This window comes from Caulobacter sp. P1_D6, assembly GCF_056406095.1.
Genome location: NZ_JBFUAW010000025.1, coordinates 37138 through 53129, shown reverse-complemented (window position 1 = coordinate 53129; position 15992 = coordinate 37138). Strand labels below are relative to the sequence as shown.

Annotated in this window: 14 protein-coding genes; 6 read left to right on the top strand and 8 right to left on the bottom strand. The window is 69.4% G+C overall.

Annotation, left to right across the window (positions count from 1 at the left end; genetic code table 11):
* Positions 1-8: 8 nt before the first annotated feature.
* From AC1DYP_RS15400 to AC1DYP_RS15390, 3 genes are all read right to left on the bottom strand, one after another.
* Positions 9-1604 (bottom strand): flavin monoamine oxidase family protein, encoded by a 1596-nt coding sequence (locus tag AC1DYP_RS15400; RefSeq protein WP_477047063.1) that lies wholly within the window; start codon positions 1602-1604, stop codon positions 9-11.
* Positions 1605-1802: 198 nt separating this feature from the next.
* Positions 1803-2837, bottom strand: a complete 1035-nt coding sequence (locus tag AC1DYP_RS15395) for an aldo/keto reductase (protein ID WP_477047062.1) — start codon at positions 2835-2837, stop codon at positions 1803-1805.
* Positions 2838-2857: 20 nt separating this feature from the next.
* Positions 2858-4027 carry an MFS transporter gene (locus AC1DYP_RS15390; RefSeq protein WP_477047061.1) on the bottom strand — a complete coding sequence of 390 codons (1170 nt, stop codon included), beginning with the start codon at positions 4025-4027 and terminating at the stop codon, positions 2858-2860.
* 100 nt (positions 4028-4127) lie between these two features.
* Between AC1DYP_RS15390 and AC1DYP_RS15385 the strand changes: the two genes are divergently transcribed.
* A complete protein-coding gene (locus AC1DYP_RS15385; RefSeq protein ID WP_477047060.1) occupies positions 4128-5054 on the top strand; it encodes a LysR family transcriptional regulator in 927 nt (308 codons plus the stop codon).
* On the opposite strand, the gene AC1DYP_RS15380 is transcribed toward AC1DYP_RS15385, so the two are convergent.
* The 3 genes from AC1DYP_RS15380 to AC1DYP_RS15370 all read right to left on the bottom strand — a co-directional run bounded on the left by AC1DYP_RS15380 (position 5038) and on the right by AC1DYP_RS15370 (position 7297).
* Complete coding sequence (locus AC1DYP_RS15380; RefSeq protein ID WP_477047059.1) at positions 5038-5520, bottom strand: cupin domain-containing protein; 483 nt, start codon at positions 5518-5520, stop codon at positions 5038-5040. The genes AC1DYP_RS15385 and AC1DYP_RS15380 overlap by 17 nt on opposite strands.
* Positions 5517-6437: an alpha/beta fold hydrolase gene (locus AC1DYP_RS15375; protein WP_477034594.1), complete on the bottom strand. Its 921-nt coding sequence runs from the start codon at positions 6435-6437 to the stop codon at positions 5517-5519. Before AC1DYP_RS15375 ends, AC1DYP_RS15380 begins: the two co-directional genes overlap by 4 nt.
* A gap of 92 nt (positions 6438-6529) precedes the next feature.
* Positions 6530-7297 (bottom strand): helix-turn-helix transcriptional regulator, encoded by a 768-nt coding sequence (locus AC1DYP_RS15370; protein ID WP_477047058.1) that lies wholly within the window; start codon positions 7295-7297, stop codon positions 6530-6532.
* 170 nt (positions 7298-7467) lie between these two features.
* Here AC1DYP_RS15370 and AC1DYP_RS15365 point away from each other — a divergent pair, with 170 nt between their 5' ends.
* Positions 7468-8670: an acyl-CoA dehydrogenase family protein gene (locus tag AC1DYP_RS15365; protein WP_477047057.1), complete on the top strand. Its 1203-nt coding sequence runs from the start codon at positions 7468-7470 to the stop codon at positions 8668-8670.
* 121 nt (positions 8671-8791) lie between these two features.
* The gene (locus AC1DYP_RS15360) at positions 8792-11236 is read left to right on the top strand and encodes a TonB-dependent receptor (RefSeq protein WP_477047056.1); all 2445 of its coding nucleotides are present in this window, start codon (positions 8792-8794) and stop codon (positions 11234-11236) included.
* A 112-nt stretch (positions 11237-11348) separates the two neighbouring features.
* Here AC1DYP_RS15360 and AC1DYP_RS15355 read toward each other — a convergent pair whose 3' ends face one another.
* Together AC1DYP_RS15355 and AC1DYP_RS15350 are read right to left on the bottom strand one after the other, a co-directional pair.
* The gene (locus AC1DYP_RS15355) at positions 11349-12215 is read right to left on the bottom strand and encodes a dienelactone hydrolase family protein (RefSeq protein ID WP_477047055.1); all 867 of its coding nucleotides are present in this window, start codon (positions 12213-12215) and stop codon (positions 11349-11351) included.
* Positions 12216-12385: 170 nt separating this feature from the next.
* Positions 12386-12730 carry an L-rhamnose mutarotase gene (locus AC1DYP_RS15350; RefSeq protein ID WP_477047054.1) on the bottom strand — a complete coding sequence of 115 codons (345 nt, stop codon included), beginning with the start codon at positions 12728-12730 and terminating at the stop codon, positions 12386-12388.
* A 117-nt stretch (positions 12731-12847) separates the two neighbouring features.
* Between AC1DYP_RS15350 and fucP the strand changes: the two genes are divergently transcribed.
* The 3 genes from fucP to AC1DYP_RS15335 are packed head-to-tail and all read left to right on the top strand — an operon-like array spanning position 12848 to position 15989.
* Positions 12848-14152: an L-fucose:H+ symporter permease gene (gene fucP / locus AC1DYP_RS15345; RefSeq protein ID WP_477047053.1), complete on the top strand. Its 1305-nt coding sequence runs from the start codon at positions 12848-12850 to the stop codon at positions 14150-14152.
* A gap of 2 nt (positions 14153-14154) precedes the next feature.
* Positions 14155-15168, top strand: coding sequence for a zinc-binding alcohol dehydrogenase family protein (locus AC1DYP_RS15340; protein WP_477047052.1), 1014 nt, complete (start codon positions 14155-14157; stop codon positions 15166-15168).
* Positions 15162-15989 (top strand): amidohydrolase family protein, encoded by an 828-nt coding sequence (locus AC1DYP_RS15335; protein ID WP_477047051.1) that lies wholly within the window; start codon positions 15162-15164, stop codon positions 15987-15989. The genes AC1DYP_RS15340 and AC1DYP_RS15335 overlap by 7 nt, the downstream gene beginning before the upstream one ends.
* The last annotated feature ends 3 nt before the right edge of the window (positions 15990-15992 follow it).

Sequence of the window (15992 nt, the reverse complement as noted above, 5' to 3'; positions counted from 1 at the left end):
TCTGCGGATTAGATGGCCCGCTGAGCGGTCACTGGCTGGCCCTTGCGGTGCTGCGCGTCGAGCATGACGATGGCGCGGTGGGCGGCGCGGATCGCCCCCTCCTGCCAGGCGCCGACGTGGCTCAGATACTCGCCGGCGAAATGGATCGGCCCGTCCGGCTGGCCCAGCAGGTGGTAGTCCGGCTCGTCGTCGCTGGCCCAGCCGACCCCGATGCCCTGGGTGTAGGGCACCTGGGCCCACTGCACCTGCATCGGCTTTTCCAGCAGCTTGCCGCAGCCCGGGTGCATGGCCTCGATGACCTTGCGGGTGTGCTCGATCTGCTCAGCCCGGGAAAGTTTGGCCAGTTGGTCCGCCGCCCGGCCGCCGGCATAGGCGCCCAGGAGCACCCCGGTCTTGGAATGCAGGCCGTAGCTGGGATACCAGACCATGTTGCTGGGGCCCTTCACGAACGAGAGGCCGCCATAGATCTGGTACTTGGGCCCCTCCCAGAAGCGCGGGGCCTGCCAGGCGATCTTGATGCTGTCGCGATAGGGCGTGCGGGCGATGGCCGTCTTGTAGGCCGGGCTGAAATCGGCGTCGATCTTGGCCAGCACTGGCAATGGAATGGTCGAGATGCAGTAGTCCGCCTCGATGGTCAGGTCCTGGTTGGCGACCTTGTCGTGGTAGGCGATCGTCACGCCCTTCCCCGTCTTGCGGATCTGGCGCACCTCGCACTGGCGCTTGATGATCTTGGGGCCCAAGGCCTTGGCGAAGGCGTGCGGGATCATGTCCATGCCGCCCTTGGGCTGGAACATGGTGGCCTGCATGTCGATGGTCTCCTCGAACAGCACGCCGTTCCAGAGATCCTCGTCCAGCAGCGCCTTCAGGCTGATCGGATCGTAGGGCGTGGCGCGTTCGTCGCCGGCCCCGGGCTCGATCTTCAGGCCGGCCCGCTCCGAGCCCTTGTAGAAGAGGTCCGGCGACAGGTCGCCGTAGGTCTTGAGGAAGGCGACCATCCGCTGCTTGTCGTCGGCGGTCAGCTCGGCGTCGAGCGCGCCCTTGTTGATGGCCTTGGCCAGCAGTTCGGAGACGTGGCCGCGGGTGTCGTTGATCGCCGTCCGCATCTGGATCGGCTTGCCGTCATTGGCCATCGGATTGAGCAACAGGGCGCTGCGGCTGGAATTGACCTCGACCTCCAGCTCCACGCCCAGCTCGCGGCAATAACCCAGGACGATCTGGTGGTGGCTGGGCAGGCGCGCGGCGCCGGCGTTCATGTACTGACCTTCGTCCCACTGGCAGACCTGGCGCGAGCCGTCGGCCATCTCGATCTTGTCGCCCTTGCGCACCGTCCAGACCCGGCCGCCGGTGCGGGCCCGGGCCTCGAGGATCGTGCAGTCGTAGCCGGCCTTGCCCAGCTCCCACGCCGCCGCCATGCCCGCTACGCCGGCGCCCAGGATCACCACCTTGGCGCCCGCCCCGCCGCCGCCCTTGGCCAGGTCCGGCGGGGCGCCGGCGAAGGCCGTCGCGGGCGCGAGCAAGCCCAGCGCCTGCATGGCCGTGAAGGCGGCGCTGTAACCGCCCGCCGTACCGACGGCCTGAATGAAACTGCGACGGCTGACCGGCATGCGTGACCCCTCGTTGCCTGTTGTTGGGGCTATGCGAGACGGCCGCTTCCGGTGGGTCAATCAAACACGACGGCGCCGCGCGTTTGGCCGCGCGGCGCCGCTGGAGCTTGCGGACGGCGCCGCATTTCTCGGCGCTGCCCCCTGTCCGTGCGTGATCGTGCAAGCGTTCGGGCACGTGAGGACAAGCGACTCGGCCCCTCAGACGGGCGGCGGATTGACCATCTTGAAGCCGCCCTCGCGCCAGTAGGGATAGTGCGGATAGGCCGGGGTCGCGGCGCTGGCGGCGTCCAGGCGCGCCACCTGCTCCGGCGTCAGGCTCCAGCCCACCGCGCCCAGATTCTGGCGCAGCTGCTGCTCGTTGCGGGCCCCGACGATCACGCTGGACACCGTGGGCCGGCGCAGCAGCCAGTTGATGGCGATCTGCGGCAGGGTCTTGCCGGTTTCCTCGGCGATCTCGTCCAGGGCGTCGACCACGGCGTAGAGCCGCTCGTCGTCGACCGGCGGGCCGATGTCGGCGGTCTCGTGCAGGCGGCTGACCTGCGGCAGCGGTTGGCCACGACGGATCTTGCCGGTCAGTCGGCCCCAGCCCAGCGGGCTCCAGACCATGGCCCCGACCCCCTGGTCGATGCCCAGCGGCATCAACTCGTGCTCGTAGTCGCGGCCGACCAGCGAGTAGTAGACTTGGTTGGCGACGTAGCGCGGCCAGCCGTGCTGGTCGGCCAGCGCCAGCGATTTCATCAGCTGCCAGCCGGAGAAGTTGGAGACGCCGACATGCAGCACCTTGCCGGCCCGCACGAGGTCGTCGAGCGCCGACAGCACCTCCTCGATCGGGGTGAAGGCGTCGAAGGCGTGCAGTTGCAGCAGGTCGATGCGGTCGGTGCGCAGGCGCTTCAGCGCCGCCTCGACGCCCTGGACCAGGCGTGGACGCGAAGTTCCCCGATCCAGCGGCCCGTCGCCGGTCGGCAGGCCCAGCTTGGTCGAGATCAGGGCCCGGTCGCGCAGGCCTTCCAGGGCCGCGCCGAGGATCTCTTCCGAGGCGCCGTTCGAATAGACGTCGGCGGTGTCGAACAGGTTCACCCCGGCTTCCAGGCAGATCTCGATGATCCGGCGGGCCTGGGCGGCGTCGGTGTCGCCCCAGGCGCTGAACAGCGGCCCCTGGCCGCCGAAGGTGCCCGCGCCGAAGCTGAGGGCCGGGACCTTCAGGCTCGATTTTCCGAGTTGGCGGTATTCCATGATCCGACGTCCTTTTTAGATCAGAGGGCGGCGACGCGGGGGGCGCGGCGCTCAACAGAGAGGCTGAAGGCGGCCAGGGCAAGGGCCGACAGGGGCACGGCGGCGGCGATCAGGGGAACAGAAGCCAGGCCCGGGCCATGGGCGATCACCGCCCCGCCCAGCCAGGCGCCGAACGCGTTGCCCAGGTTGAAGGCGGCGATGTTCAGGCTGGAGGCCAGGCCCTGGCCCGCGCCGCCGGCTTGCGACAGCACCCGCATCTGCAGCGGCGCGACGGTGGCGAAGGCGGCCGCGCCCAGGCCGAAGGCGGCGACCACCGCCCCGATCCGGTCGTGGAAGCCGAAGGTCGAGGCGACCAGCACCACGGTGAGGATGGCCAGGGTTCCCAGCAGGGCCGGGGCCAGGGCCTTGTCCGCCCAGCGACCGCCGACCAGATTGCCGCCGACCAGGCCCGCGCCGAACACCAGCAGGATCGGCGAGACGGCTTCCTTCGAGAAGCCGGCCAGCTCGGTCAGGATCGGCTGGATATAGGTGAAGACCGCGAACACGCCGCCGAAGCCCAGCACGGTCATCAGCAAGCCCATCTGCACCTGAGGGCGGGCCAGGACGGCGAACTCCTCGCGCAGCGGGGCCGGCTCGGCGGTTTCCTTCTCGCGCGGCACGAGGGCGGCCAGCACGGCGAAGGCGACCAGGCCGATCGCGCCCACCGCCCAGAAGGTCGAGCGCCAGCCGAACGCCAGGCCCAGCCACGAGCCGAACGGCACACCCAGCAGGGTGGCCAGGGTCAGGCCGGTGAACATGACGGCGATGGCCGAGGCCTTGCGCTGGGGCGGAACCAGGCTGACGGCGACCAACGAGCCGACGCCGAAGAAGGTCCCGTGGGCCAGGGCGGTGACGATCCGCGCGGCCATCAGCAGGCCGTAGGTCGGGGCCAGGGCGGCGGCGATGTTGCCGATGGTGAAGATCGCCATCAGCACCAGCAGGGTGGTCTTGCGCGGCAGGCGGCGGGTGGCGATCGTCAGGATCGGCGCGCCGACGAACACGCCCAGGGCGTAGCCGGTCATCAGCAGGCCGGCCTGCGGGATCGAGACCCCCAGATCGGACGAGACCTGCATCAGCAGACCCATGATGACGAATTCGGTGACGCCGATCCCGAAGGCGCCGACGGTCAGGGCGTAGAGGGCGAGAGGCACGGCCAGGGCTCCGGAACGATTTCGAGCCGCTGAGGTAGTCCCTTCCCGTCCTATGAATTAGACTGGCGGAAAGACATGCATCTGTGAGTTCAAGTCAAAGATGGCCAGGCTGGAGATCAATCGCTCGGGCGAGATGGAGGTGTTCGCCCGGGCCGTCGAGCTGGGCGGTTTCTCGCCGGCGGCGCGCGAGCTGAAGATGACGCCCTCGGCGGTCAGCAAGCTGATCAGCCGGATGGAGGCGCGGCTGGGCGCGCGGCTGATCAACCGCTCGACCCGCAAGCTGACCCTGACGGCGGAGGGCCAGCTGTTCCATGAGCGGACGCTGCGCGTGCTGGCCGACCTGGACGAGGCCGAGAGCGCCGTGGCCGCCAACACCAGCCCGCGCGGCCGGGTGCGGATCAATTCCAACGTCGCGTTCGGCCTGCACCACCTGCTGCCGCTGGTCCCGAAGTTCTCGGCGCTGTATCCGAAGGTGATCCTCGACATCGTGCTCAGCGACACGGTGGTGGACCTGATGGACGCCCGCACCGACGTCGCCATACGGGTCGGGCCGATGCGGGCCTCGCAGCTGATGGCCCGAAAGCTGGGGGAAAGCGCCTCGGCCGTGGTCGCTTCGCCCGCCTATCTGGCCCGCCACGGCGTTCCGAAAACACCCCACGACCTGGCCGCCCACAACTGCATCGGCTTCAACTTCAGCCGCCACTGCGACAAGTGGCCGTTCGTCGAGGACGGCGAGCGGGTGTCGCTGCTGGTGCATGGCGACGTCACCTCGGGCGACGGCGAGACCTCGCGCCATCTGGCCCTGGTCGGCCAGGGCCTGACCCGGCTGGCCCGTTTCCACCTCGGCGACGACCTCGCCAGCGGCCGGCTGGTCCCCGTGCTGGAGGCCTACAATCCCGGTGACGTCGAGGAGGTCCACGCGGTCTATGTCGGCCATGGCGGCCAACTGCCCAGCCGGGTGCGGGCGTTGATCGACTTCCTGGTCGCGGAAGTCGATCTGCACAAACCGGCTAGGGCTTCGGTTTAGGCGCGGCCGCCGGATCGGCATAGACCGTGTCGGTCGGACCCTGGCCGAAGATGTAGACCACCACCGGCTCGTCCCGGGTCAGGGCGAAGTGATGCTCGCCCGCCGGCTCGGTGTAGAAGCTGCCCGGCGGCAGCGCCTTGACCTTGGCCTCGTCGGCCTTGTCGCCATAGCCGAAGAACCAGGTGCCCGAGACCACCACCGCCGTACGCTCGTCGCGATGGCTGTGGGCGGCGATCCGGGTGTTGGCCGGAGCCGACAACCGGATCGTGTAGGGCCCGGGCTTGGTCGGGTCGCCGGCCAGGACCGAGGTCTGGATGCCGGCCACGCCTGAGGATCCGGGACCGGCCCCGCCCTGGGCCAGGGCGGCGATCTCGGTCGGGGTCAGGCGCAGCTCGGCGCTGGGCGCGGCGGCGGCGCCCGACGCCGCCAGCAGGACCGCGATGGCGCCTAGAGCGGCCGCTCTCACAGGGGCTTGTCCAGGAACGGACGCACCAGGCCGATGGTCGCCTTGGGGTTCTCTTCCATGATCCAGTGGCCCGAGGCCGGGACCACGCCCTCGGTGACGTTGTCGGCCGCCGCGCGCATGACCGTGGCCATCATCGGGCCGAACGACTTCTCGCCGCCCAGGGCCAGCACCGGCATGGTCAGCTTGCCGTACTGGGCCAGGAAGGCTTTGTTGTCGACGGCGTCCTGGTCGAAGGCGTGGAACTGCTCGAAGCCGGCGTGCATGGCGCCCGGCCGGGCGTAGAGCGCGGCGTAGTGGACCCGGGCGTCCTCGGTGAAGTTGGCCGGCGTGGCCGAGAACTCGTTCCAGAAGCGGTCCAGATAGATGCGCTCGCGGCCGGCGACCAGGCGCTCCATGTCGGGTCCGCCGAACCGGAAGTGCCACAGCAGCGGGTTCTTGAGGATCTCTTCCCACGGCCCGACGCCGGGCACCGGGGCGTCGATCAGCACCAGGCGCGTCACGCGCTTCTGGTTCTGCACCGCGAAGGCGTAGGCGACCATGTTGCCGATGTCGTGGGCGACCACGTCGGTCTTGTCGATCTTCAGGGTGTCCAGGACGCCCGCCACGTCGCCGGCCTGGGTCTTCTTGTCGTAGCCGCCGGCCGGCTTGGTCGACAGCCCCATGCCGCGCAGGTCGGGCACGATCACCGTATGGTCGCGGGCCAGGTCGGCGGCCATCGGCGCCCACATGTCGCCGGTCTCGCCGTAGCCGTGCAGCAGCACGACGGCCGGGCCCTTGCCGCCGACCCGGACGTGGATGGTCGTGCCGTTGGTGGTGATCTCCTGGGTCTTGAACGACGCCGGGAAGGCCGGCATCTCGGCGTGGGCGACGCCGGCCAGCGCGAACAGCGCGGCGACCCAAAGGACAAGACGTTTCATGGTAGGGCTCCAGACTAGGGCGCCAACCTGGGCCGCGACCGCCTGCCGGGCTTGAACATTTCAGCCGGGACGCACGATTTCGGATCGCGGCGTTATCCGCCTCCGACCGCCCCGATATAGCCCAGCGTCGCCGCCCGGTGGACGGTCTGGGAACGGCCGGCCACACCCAGCTTGTCGGCGGCGTTGATCATGTGGAAGCGGACCGTCGGGGTGGCGATCTGGACGATGGCGGCGATCTCGCCGTCGGTCTTGCCCGCCGCGGCCCATTTCAGGCACTGGATCTCGCGCCGGGTCAGCCGGGCCATGTCCTTGCGCGCGCCCAGCGCCGCCTCCTGGTAGGCCCCGGTCAGGCGCAGGGCCAGCAGGTGGAACTCGCAGGCCCGCGTCGCGAAGACCTCGGCCACGTCGACGTTCGCGTCCGGCGAGGCCCAGACCACCGCGCCGATCACCCCGCGCGGTTGATAGGCCGGGGCGACGATCGCGGTGGCGACGCCGAACATGTCGCCCGGATCGATCGCCCCCATCGCCTGGGTCCAGCCGGTCGGCCGCCAGGTCTGCAGCCGGCCGTCCTGGAAGTAGAACGGCTCGGACGTCAGGCGGGTGGCGAAGACGAACGGCGCGCGTAGGGCGAAGGCCCGGTCGCGCCAGTATTCCAGCGTCGGGTCGATCCAGCGGAACAGGGTCTCGGCCAGGGGCCTAGCGTCAATCCCGACCATGGGTCGGGGACTAGAAATGTCGGCGCTGACGGCGATGAACGGCAGGCCGACCTCGCGGCCCAGCGCGTCGATCTCGCGCGCCAGCCGTTCGACCAGCTCCAGATCCGCAAACCCCGTGGCCCCGGGCGCGCGCTCGGCGCTCATCGTCCCACCCTTGCTCATCGCAACGCCGAGACGATGATCCCGCCCGGCGCGGGGCGCAACGATCCCCCTGGGGAAGCCCCCTATCAGTTCCGATAGCTTGCGCCGGCCGGCGCCCTTGGCGAGCTTTCCGGCGGGCGGCAGCGGCGCGCCCGCGTGGCGAGGTGCGTGGGGTGGAGCTTGAACTGTCGGCCGAGGACCTGGCCTTTCGCGACGCGGTCCGCGCCTTCCTCGCCGCCCACCTGACGCCGGAGCTGGCCCAGGCCGGGCGGCGGATGACCAGCGTCTTCTGCGACAGGACCCACAGCCTGGCCTGGCAGAAGATCCTGCACGCCCGGGGCTGGGCCGCGCCGTCCTGGCCGGAGGAACATGGCGGTCCCGGCTGGAACGAGATGCAGCGCCACGTCTTCGCCGCCGAATGCGCCCGAGCCGGCGCGCCCGCCCTGGCGCCGATGGGGCTGAAGATGGTGGCGCCGGCGATCATGGCGTTCGGCACGCCGGCTCAGAAGGCGCACTACCTGCCGCGCATCCTGTCGGGCGAGGACTACTGGTGCCAGGGCTATTCCGAACCCGGCGCGGGGTCGGACCTGGCCGCCCTGTCGCTGCGCGCGGACCGAGACGGCGACGACTATGTCCTGACCGGCTCCAAGCTGTGGACCACCCACGCCCACTGGGCCAACCGGATGTTCTGCCTGGTCCGCACCGCGACCGAGGGCCGCCCCCAGGCCGGGATCACCTTCCTGCTGATCGACATGGACAATCCCGGGATCAGCGTGAAGCCGATCGTCACCCTGGCCGGCGAGCACGAGGTCAACCAGGTGTTCTTCGACGCGGCCCGCACCCCGGTCGCCGACCGGCTGGGCGAGGAGAACCAGGGCTGGGCCGTGGCCAAGCACCTGCTGACCTTCGAGCGCGGCGGCGGCTACGCGCCCGGCCTGGAAGCGGCTCTGGAGCGCCTGCGGACCTGCGCCGAACTGGAGGCCGGCGACGAGACCGACCGCCTGCTGGACGACCCGCATCATCGCCGCCGCCTGGCCGAAGCCCAGATCGCGACCCTGGCCATCGACATCTCCGAACGACGGGTGCTGAGCGCCCTGGCCGGCGGCGGCAGTCCTGGCCCGGCCTCGTCCCTGCTCAAGCTGCAAGGGTCCGAAGCCCTGCAGCGCCTGGACGAGCTGGCGACCGACACCCTGGGTTCGTACGTGGCTCCGCATCAGCCGCAGGCGCGGGCGGCGGGCTCGAACCTGGCGCCGATCGGCCCCGAGCACGGCCTGACCACCATGGCCCGCTACCTGAACAACCGCGCGGCCTCGATCTACGGCGGCTCCAGCGAGATCCAGCGCGACATCATCGCCCGCCAGATCCTTGGCCTGTGATGTGGGGCCTCTGACCGAGCCCCCTATCATTTCCGATAGCTTGTTCGCCCAACGCCGGACCCGCACGCTCCGTCCCAAAGCCAGCGTCCCATGAAGGCGCGGCGATCAGGGAGGAACTAGGATGTCCGGACCATCGCGTTTGGCGCTGACGCTCGGTGCGTCGGCGCTCGCCTTGCTGGCGGCCGCGCCCGCCTGGGCCCAAGGGCAGGCTCAGACCCAGGGCCAGAAGGCCGAGCCCTTCACCATCGAGACCCTGGTGGTCACCGCCCAACGGCGCGAGGAGACCGCCAACAGCGTCGGCATGCCGATCCAGGCCTTCAGCGGCGAGACCCTCCAGCAGCTGCGGGTCACCGACCCCAAGGACCTCTCGGCCATCGCCCCCAGCTTCACCGTCTCGCAAAGCTATCAGGGCGTGCCGACCTATACGCTGCGCGGCATCGGCTTCAACACCATCAACCTGTCGGCCACCTCGACGGTCGGCGCCTATGTCGACGAGGTCGCCTACGCCTATCCGTTCATGAACACCGGCCCGATGTTCGACCTGGAGCGGGTCGAGGTGCTGAAGGGACCGCAGGGCACGCTCTACGGCCGCAACACCACCGCCGGCCTGATCGACTTCGTGACCAGCAAGCCCAGCGAGACCTTCGAGGGCTCGGTCACCGGCGAGGTCGGCAACTACCAGACCCACAATTTCGAGGGCCATGTCAGCGGACCGCTGGCCAAGGGGCTGCAAGCGCGGCTGGCCTTCCGTTCGGAGGACAGCGACGAGGGCTGGCAGGTCAGCAACACGCGCGGCGAACGGCAGGGCGAGAACCACCGCCTGGGCTGGCGCGGCGCCCTGGCCTTCCAGCCGGGCGACAAGGTCGAGATCGACTTCTCGTATTCCGGCTGGACCAACACCTCAGACACCGTGGCCGCCCAGGGGATCGGCTTCACCCCGGCCACGGCGGCCAGCCCGTTCAACGCCCCGGGCCTGGTCAACTACATCGCCACGCACCAGCCGACCAAGGCCAGCCAGGCCGACTGGGCCTCGCCCACCGCCCGCGGAACCGACATCGGCACGGGCCTTGGCATCGCCGGCCCGGCCCGCGAGGATGATCGGATGGACGCCCTCAAGCTGAAGGTGGTCTGGGACCTGACCGACTCGGTGCGACTGGTCTCGCTGACCAGCTACAACGAGCTGACCCGCGACGCGGTGTTCGACTGGAGCGGCGCGCCCTACGAGATCCTGGTCCAGAAGGCCCACGGCGCGATCGAGTCCGCGGCCGAGGAACTGCATTTCGAGGGCAAGACCGACAAGGGCGCCTGGCTGGTCGGCGGCTATATCGCCCACGACGAGATTCTGGACAGCAATCGCACCCTGCTGGGCCAGAACGCCAATGTCGGGCTGGTGCGCTTCGCCGGCTCGACCCTGCTGGCCACGCCGTTCAACAGCGGCGGGTATACGGCCCTGCAGATGAGCCAGGCGTTCCGCACCTATGAGGACGTCGGCAACATCCAGACCGACACCTGGAGCCTGTTCGCCAATGTCGACCACCGGCTGACCAACGATCTGAAGCTGACCCTGGGGGTCCGCTACAGCCAGGACAAGCAGGACTACGCCGGCTGCTCGCGCGACTTCAACGGCAACATGCTGCCCAACGTCAATGTCGTGAACCGGGCGCTGTTCTTCGCCGCCTACGGTCCGGTCGCGCCGATCAGCCAGGGCCAGTGCAACACCTTCGACCCGGCCAGGAAGGCCTTCGGGCTGGTCGCCTCGACGCTCGACGAAGACAATCTGGCCTGGCGCGCGGCCTTGGATTGGCACGCCTCGGAAGACGTCCTGCTGTTCGGCTCGATCTCGCGCGGGGCCAAGGCCGGCATGACGCCGATCAACGCCGCCAACATCTCAACCCAGAACGCCCCGGCCACCCAGGAGCTGCTGACCGCCTACGAGGTCGGCATGAAGGCGGCTCTGCTGGACCACAGGCTGCAGGCCAATGTCAGCGCGTTCTACTACGACTACACGGACAAGCAGCTGAGCGTCTATTTCGCCGACCCGATCTATACGGCCCTGGCCCGCCTGGCCAACGTGCCCGAGTCGATGGCCTACGGCCTGGACGGCGACATCACCTGGCGGCCGCTGCGCGACCTGACCCTGATCGCCTCGGCCACCTGGCTGCATACCGAGGTGCAGGGCTATACCGGCATCAACGCCGCCGGCCAGCCTCAGGACTTCGACGGCCGGCCGTTCCTCTACAGCCCCAAGTTCCAGGGCGGGCTGACGGCGCTGTTCGACCACGACCTTTCGAGCGGCCTGAAGCTGCGGGCGGCGCTGAACGGCCGCTGGCAGGACAAGTCGTCCGCCGATCTGGAGGGCAATCCGTTGTTCGCGATCGACAGCTACGGCCTGCTGAACGCCAGCGTCGGCCTATCGGACCCGGCCAAGGGCTGGGAGCTGTCCCTGTGGGGCCGCAACCTCACCGACGAATATTACTGGAGCGCGGTCAGCAGCAACGCCAACGTCGTGGTCCGCTTCCCTGGCAAGCCCCGCACCTATGGCGCGTCGCTCAGCCTCAGGTTCTGACGAAGCCATCGCTTCGGCGTGATGGCCGCCGAGACGACCTCCCGCTCGCCATCGACCTCGGACACTTGGAGCGTGGCGGCTCGCCGCCACGCTCCTTCTTTGTCGGTCGAACCTAGGCCAGCGCCTTCTTGTACAGGGCCAGCAGCTCGGCCCAGGCCTTTTCGGCGGCGGGCTCGTTGTAGACGGCGCTGCCCTTGACTGTCCAACCGTGGGCCGCGCCTTCGTAGACCTCGACCTTGGCCGGACGCTTGGCCTCGGCGAAGGCCGCCTTCAGCTTGTCCTTCACGGTCGGGTCCTGCTTGTCGTCGTTGTCGGCGACGCAGATCAGGTAGTCGGCGTGGGTCTTGGGGATCAGCAGGTGCGGGCTGGTCGGCTGGTCGGTGACCAGGCCGCCGCCGTGGAAGCTGGCCACGGCCCCGATGCGGCCCGACACCGCCGCGGCGGTGCGGAACGACAGCGGACCGCCCATGCAATAGCCCTGGACGCCAACCTTCTTGGCCTTGTTGGTCTGGGGCTGGGCGTCCAGGAAGGCGACATAGGCCGCCGCGTCGCGGTCGGTGCCGTCGGGCGTCACCGTGGCCCGCATCGGCGCCAGCTTGGCGCGGTCGTCGGGCTTGGAGAAGTCGAAGCTCTGCTCGATCACCGGCGCCTTCTTGACCCGGTAGTAGAGGTTGACGACCAGCACCACGTAGCCGGCGGCGGCCAGGCGCTTGCCCATGTCGCGGAACGCCGGCCGCAGGCTCAGCACATCGGGCCAGACCAGCACGGCCGGCCAGCTGCCCTTGCCTTCCGGATAGAACAGGGCGGCGTCGGCCACGCCGTCGGCCGTCTTGATCTCGACGTCCTTCTCGACCACGGGGCTCTGGGCCTGGGCGGCGGTGGCGGCGACGCCGCCCAGCGCGGCGGCGGCCAGGCCGAAGGTCCGGCGCGACAGGCGGGGGTCGTAGATCAGGCCGGGGTGGATGTCGTCGTCACACATGCGGGCAGTCTCCGTCAGGACAGGCGGGGGAGCGGGCGGGCGCGAGCCTGCGTGCGCCCTTGGGAGTGAACCCATTACCGCATGACCCAACACCGGAAATGTTTCAACGGGGAAACATCGTTCGACGAAGCGGGTCTAGAACGCGACCAACGCCTCGCCGGCCCGCGGGATCATCCGTGTTCGGCCAGATCGTAGATTCGGGTCGCCGGCGTCCATTTCTCGCCCGGGGCCGCCCAGGGCAGGGTCTTCTGGAGGCCGCCCATCAAGGCTTCCCAGGCCTGCACGTCCGGATCGGCGGCGTCCGCCGCGGCCTTGGCCTCCGGCGAGAAGTCCGGCCCGGTCTCCATGATCATGAACAGCCGCGAGCCTGTCAGCCAGATCTGCATCTCCAGGATGCCCGCCGCCCGGATCGAGCGGGTGACCGCCGCGGGCGGTCCGCCGGGCGCATGCCAGCGCACATAGGCGGCGATCGTCTCGGGGTCGTCATGCAGGTCCAGCGCCAGGCAATGCCGCATTGAATGCTCCCTTTCCCGTGCCGCTATTGTTTTCATATTTGACGCGACACATCACATGTGATGGTTTTGGTTCCAGACAAACGGGGTCGGGTCAACCGTCCTCAGGGAGGAACCATCTTGGAAAAGACCCCATCGGGAAGGACCGCGTTCGCACCGCTGGTTCTCATCGTCGCCCTGTTCTTCCTTTGGGGCGTCGCCAACAATCTCAACGACGTCCTGATCCCGCACTTGAAAAAGGCCTTCTTCCTCAACGACCTGCAGTCGGGCCTGGTGCAGATGGCCTTCTATCTGGGCTATTTCTTCCTGGCCCTGCCGGCCAGTGTCGTGATGCGACGCTACGGCTACAAGGCCGCCGTGATCGTCGGCCTGTTGCTGTTCGGCCTGGGCGCCCTGTTGTTCTATCCGGCCGCCGAAGTCCGGCAATATTCCTGGTTCCTGGCCGCCCTGTTCGTCCTGGCCTCGGGCCTGGCCTTCCTGGAGACCTCGGCCAATCCGCTGATCACCGTGCTGGGCGATCCGGCCAAGGCCGAGCAGCGCCTCAACTTCGCCCAGGCCTTCAACCCGCTGGGCGCGATCACCGCCGTGGTGGTCGGACGCCAGTTCATCCTGTCGGGCGTCGAGCCGACCAAGGCGCAGTTCGCCGCCATGACGCCGGCCCAGCTGGACGCGTTCCAGGCCGCCGAGGCTCATTCGACCCAGGGCCCGTACCTGATCATCGCCGCCGTGGTGCTGGCCTGGGCCCTGCTGGTGGCCTTCACCAAGTTCCCCCATCAGGCGGGACGCCCCGACCCCAATGAGGTCGACGCCGGCCTGCCCGCTCGCCAGGCGATCCCCGCCCTGCTGGCGCGTCCCCGCTTCCTGTTCGGCGTGGCGGCCCAGTTCTTCTATGTCGGCGCCCAGGTCGGCGTCTGGAGCTACATGATCCGCTACGCCCAGCACGAGGTGCCGGGCATGGGCGAGAAGGCGGCGGCGGCCTATCTGTCGTGGTCCCTGGTCGGCTTCATGGCCGGGCGCTTCATCGGCACGGCCGCCATGAGCCGGGTCAGCCCCTCGCTGCTGATGGGCGCGTTCGCGGCGATCAATGTCGGCCTGACGCTGGTCGCGGTCGTGGCGGGCGGAAAGGTCGGGCTCTACGCTCTGGCCGCCACCAGCTTCTTCATGTCGATCATGTTCCCCACCATCTTCGCCGGCTCGCTGAAGGGGCTGGGGCCGCTGACCAAGACCGGCTCGTCCTTCCTGGTCATGAGCATCATCGGCGGCGCGATCCTGACGACGGTGATGGGCGCGGTCTCGGACGCCAGCGCCATCAACCTCGCCATCCTGGTGCCCTGCGCCTGCTTCGCCGTGGTCGGCCTGTTCGGCTTCACGGCCGGCCGCACCACCCGCGCGGACCTCAAGACCGCCCCCGTGGGAGCCCACTAGTCATGATGGACGCCCTGATCTGCGCCGCGCCCGGCCGACTGGTCCTGGAACGTCGCCCCATCCCGACGCGGGCGGCCGACGAGGTGCTGATCCGGGTGCGGCGGGTAGGCGTGTGCGGCACCGACATGCACATCTTCCGGGGCACGCAGCCGTTCCTGGCCTATCCGCGGGTGATGGGCCACGAGCTGGCCGGCGAAGTCGTCGAGGCGCCGACGGGCGGCGACCTGGCGCCCGGCGATCCGGTCTATGTCATGCCCTACATGTCGTGCGGGACCTGCGCGGCCTGCCGCAAGGCCAAGCCGAACTGCTGCATGAACATCCAGGTGCTGGGCGTGCACCGCGACGGCGGCATGGCCGAATATCTCACGGTGCCCGCCGGCTTCGTCCGCAAGGCCGAGGGCGTCACCCTGGACGAGGCGGCGATGATCGAGTTCCTGGCCATCGGCGCCCACGCCGTGCGTCGGGCGCGGATCGTCCCCGGACAATCGGTCCTGGTGGTCGGCGCCGGCCCGATCGGCATCGCCGCCGCCCTGTTCGCCAAGCTCCAGGGCGGGATCGTCACGGCCCTGGACGGCCGCCAGGACCGCCTGGACTTCTGCCGGGACCATCTGGGGAGCGATCACATCGTCTCCTTGAGCGACGACACCCGCCAGGCCTTGTCCGATCTCACCGACGGCGACTTCTTCGACGTCGTGTTCGACGCCACCGGCAACGCCAGGGCCATGGAGGCGGGCTTCGGCTATGTCGGTCACGGCGGGACCTATGTGCTCATCTCGGTGGTCGGGGCCGACATCACCTTTTCGGATCCCGAGTTCCACAAGCGCGAAACCACCCTGCTGGGCAGCCGCAACGCCACGCCCGAGGATTTCGACGCCGTGGTCGAGGCCATGCGTGCCGGCAAGGTCCCGACCAAGGCCCTGAACACCCACGCCGCCACCCTGGCCCAACTGCCCGAGGTCCTGCCCGGCTGGATGGAGCCCCAGGCCGGCGTCATCAAGGCGATCGTGTCGTGCTGATCGACGCCCACCAGCACTTCTGGCGGGTGGCGCAGAACGGCTTTGCCTGGCCGACGCCGGACCTGGCGGCCATCCACCGCGACTTCGGCCCCGCCGATCTGGCGGCGGTCGGCGCGCCGGTCGGCCTGAGCGGCTCGGTGCTGGTGCAGTCCCAGGCCGACGACCGCGACACCGACTGGCTGCTGGAGCTCGCGACCGACACGCCGCTGGTCCTGGCCGTCGTGGGCTGGACCGACCTGTCAGCGCCCGACGCGCCGGCCCGCATCGCCGAGCTGGCGCGCAACCCCAAGCTTCGCGGCCTGCGGCCGATGCTGCAGAACCTCGACGACGACGCCTGGATCGCGTCGTCTATTCTGGATCCGGCGCTCGACGCAATGGTCGCCCACGACCTGTCGCTGGACGCCCTGGTCCTGACCCGCCACTTGCCGCATCTGCTGACCCTGGCCCGCCGGCGGCCGGACCTGGCCTTCGTCATCGACCACGGCGCCAAGCCGCCGATCGCCACCGGAGAACAGGCCGACGCCTGGGCGCGCGGCATCGAGTCCCTGGCGGAGTTTCCGCAGGTCTTCTGCAAGCTGTCGGGACTGCTGACCGAGGCCGCGCCGGGCCAGCCGACCGACGCCCTGTCGCCCTATGTCCAGCGCCTGGTTTCCGCCTTCGGACCCGACCGCCTGATGTGGGGCAGCGACTGGCCGGTGCTCGATCTGGCCGGCGATTATGGCGGCTGGCGGGCCCTGGCCGAGGCTCTGAGCGGCCTGACCGATCCCGCCGATCTGGCGGCCCTGTTCGGCGGGACATCCCGTCGCTTCTATCGGATATAGGGC

Excerpts from the sequence above, each read along its gene's own strand:
- AC1DYP_RS15360 (WP_477047056.1), top strand. The coding sequence starts at position 8,792 with ATGTCCGGACCATCGCGTTTGGCGCTGACGCTCGGTGCGTCGGCGCTC.
- AC1DYP_RS15400 (WP_477047063.1), bottom strand. The coding sequence starts at position 1,604 with ATGCCGGTCAGCCGTCGCAGTTTCATTCAGGCCGTCGGTACGGCGGGC.
- AC1DYP_RS15375 (WP_477034594.1), bottom strand. The coding sequence starts at position 6,437 with ATGAAACGTCTTGTCCTTTGGGTCGCCGCGCTGTTCGCGCTGGCCGGC.
- AC1DYP_RS15355 (WP_477047055.1), bottom strand. The coding sequence starts at position 12,215 with ATGTGTGACGACGACATCCACCCCGGCCTGATCTACGACCCCCGCCTG.
- AC1DYP_RS15385 (WP_477047060.1), top strand. The coding sequence starts at position 4,128 with ATGGCCAGGCTGGAGATCAATCGCTCGGGCGAGATGGAGGTGTTCGCC.
- AC1DYP_RS15340 (WP_477047052.1), top strand. The coding sequence starts at position 14,155 with ATGATGGACGCCCTGATCTGCGCCGCGCCCGGCCGACTGGTCCTGGAA.
- AC1DYP_RS15370 (WP_477047058.1), bottom strand. The coding sequence starts at position 7,297 with ATGAGCGCCGAGCGCGCGCCCGGGGCCACGGGGTTTGCGGATCTGGAG.
- AC1DYP_RS15350 (WP_477047054.1), bottom strand. The coding sequence starts at position 12,730 with ATGCGGCATTGCCTGGCGCTGGACCTGCATGACGACCCCGAGACGATC.
- AC1DYP_RS15395 (WP_477047062.1), bottom strand. The coding sequence starts at position 2,837 with ATGGAATACCGCCAACTCGGAAAATCGAGCCTGAAGGTCCCGGCCCTC.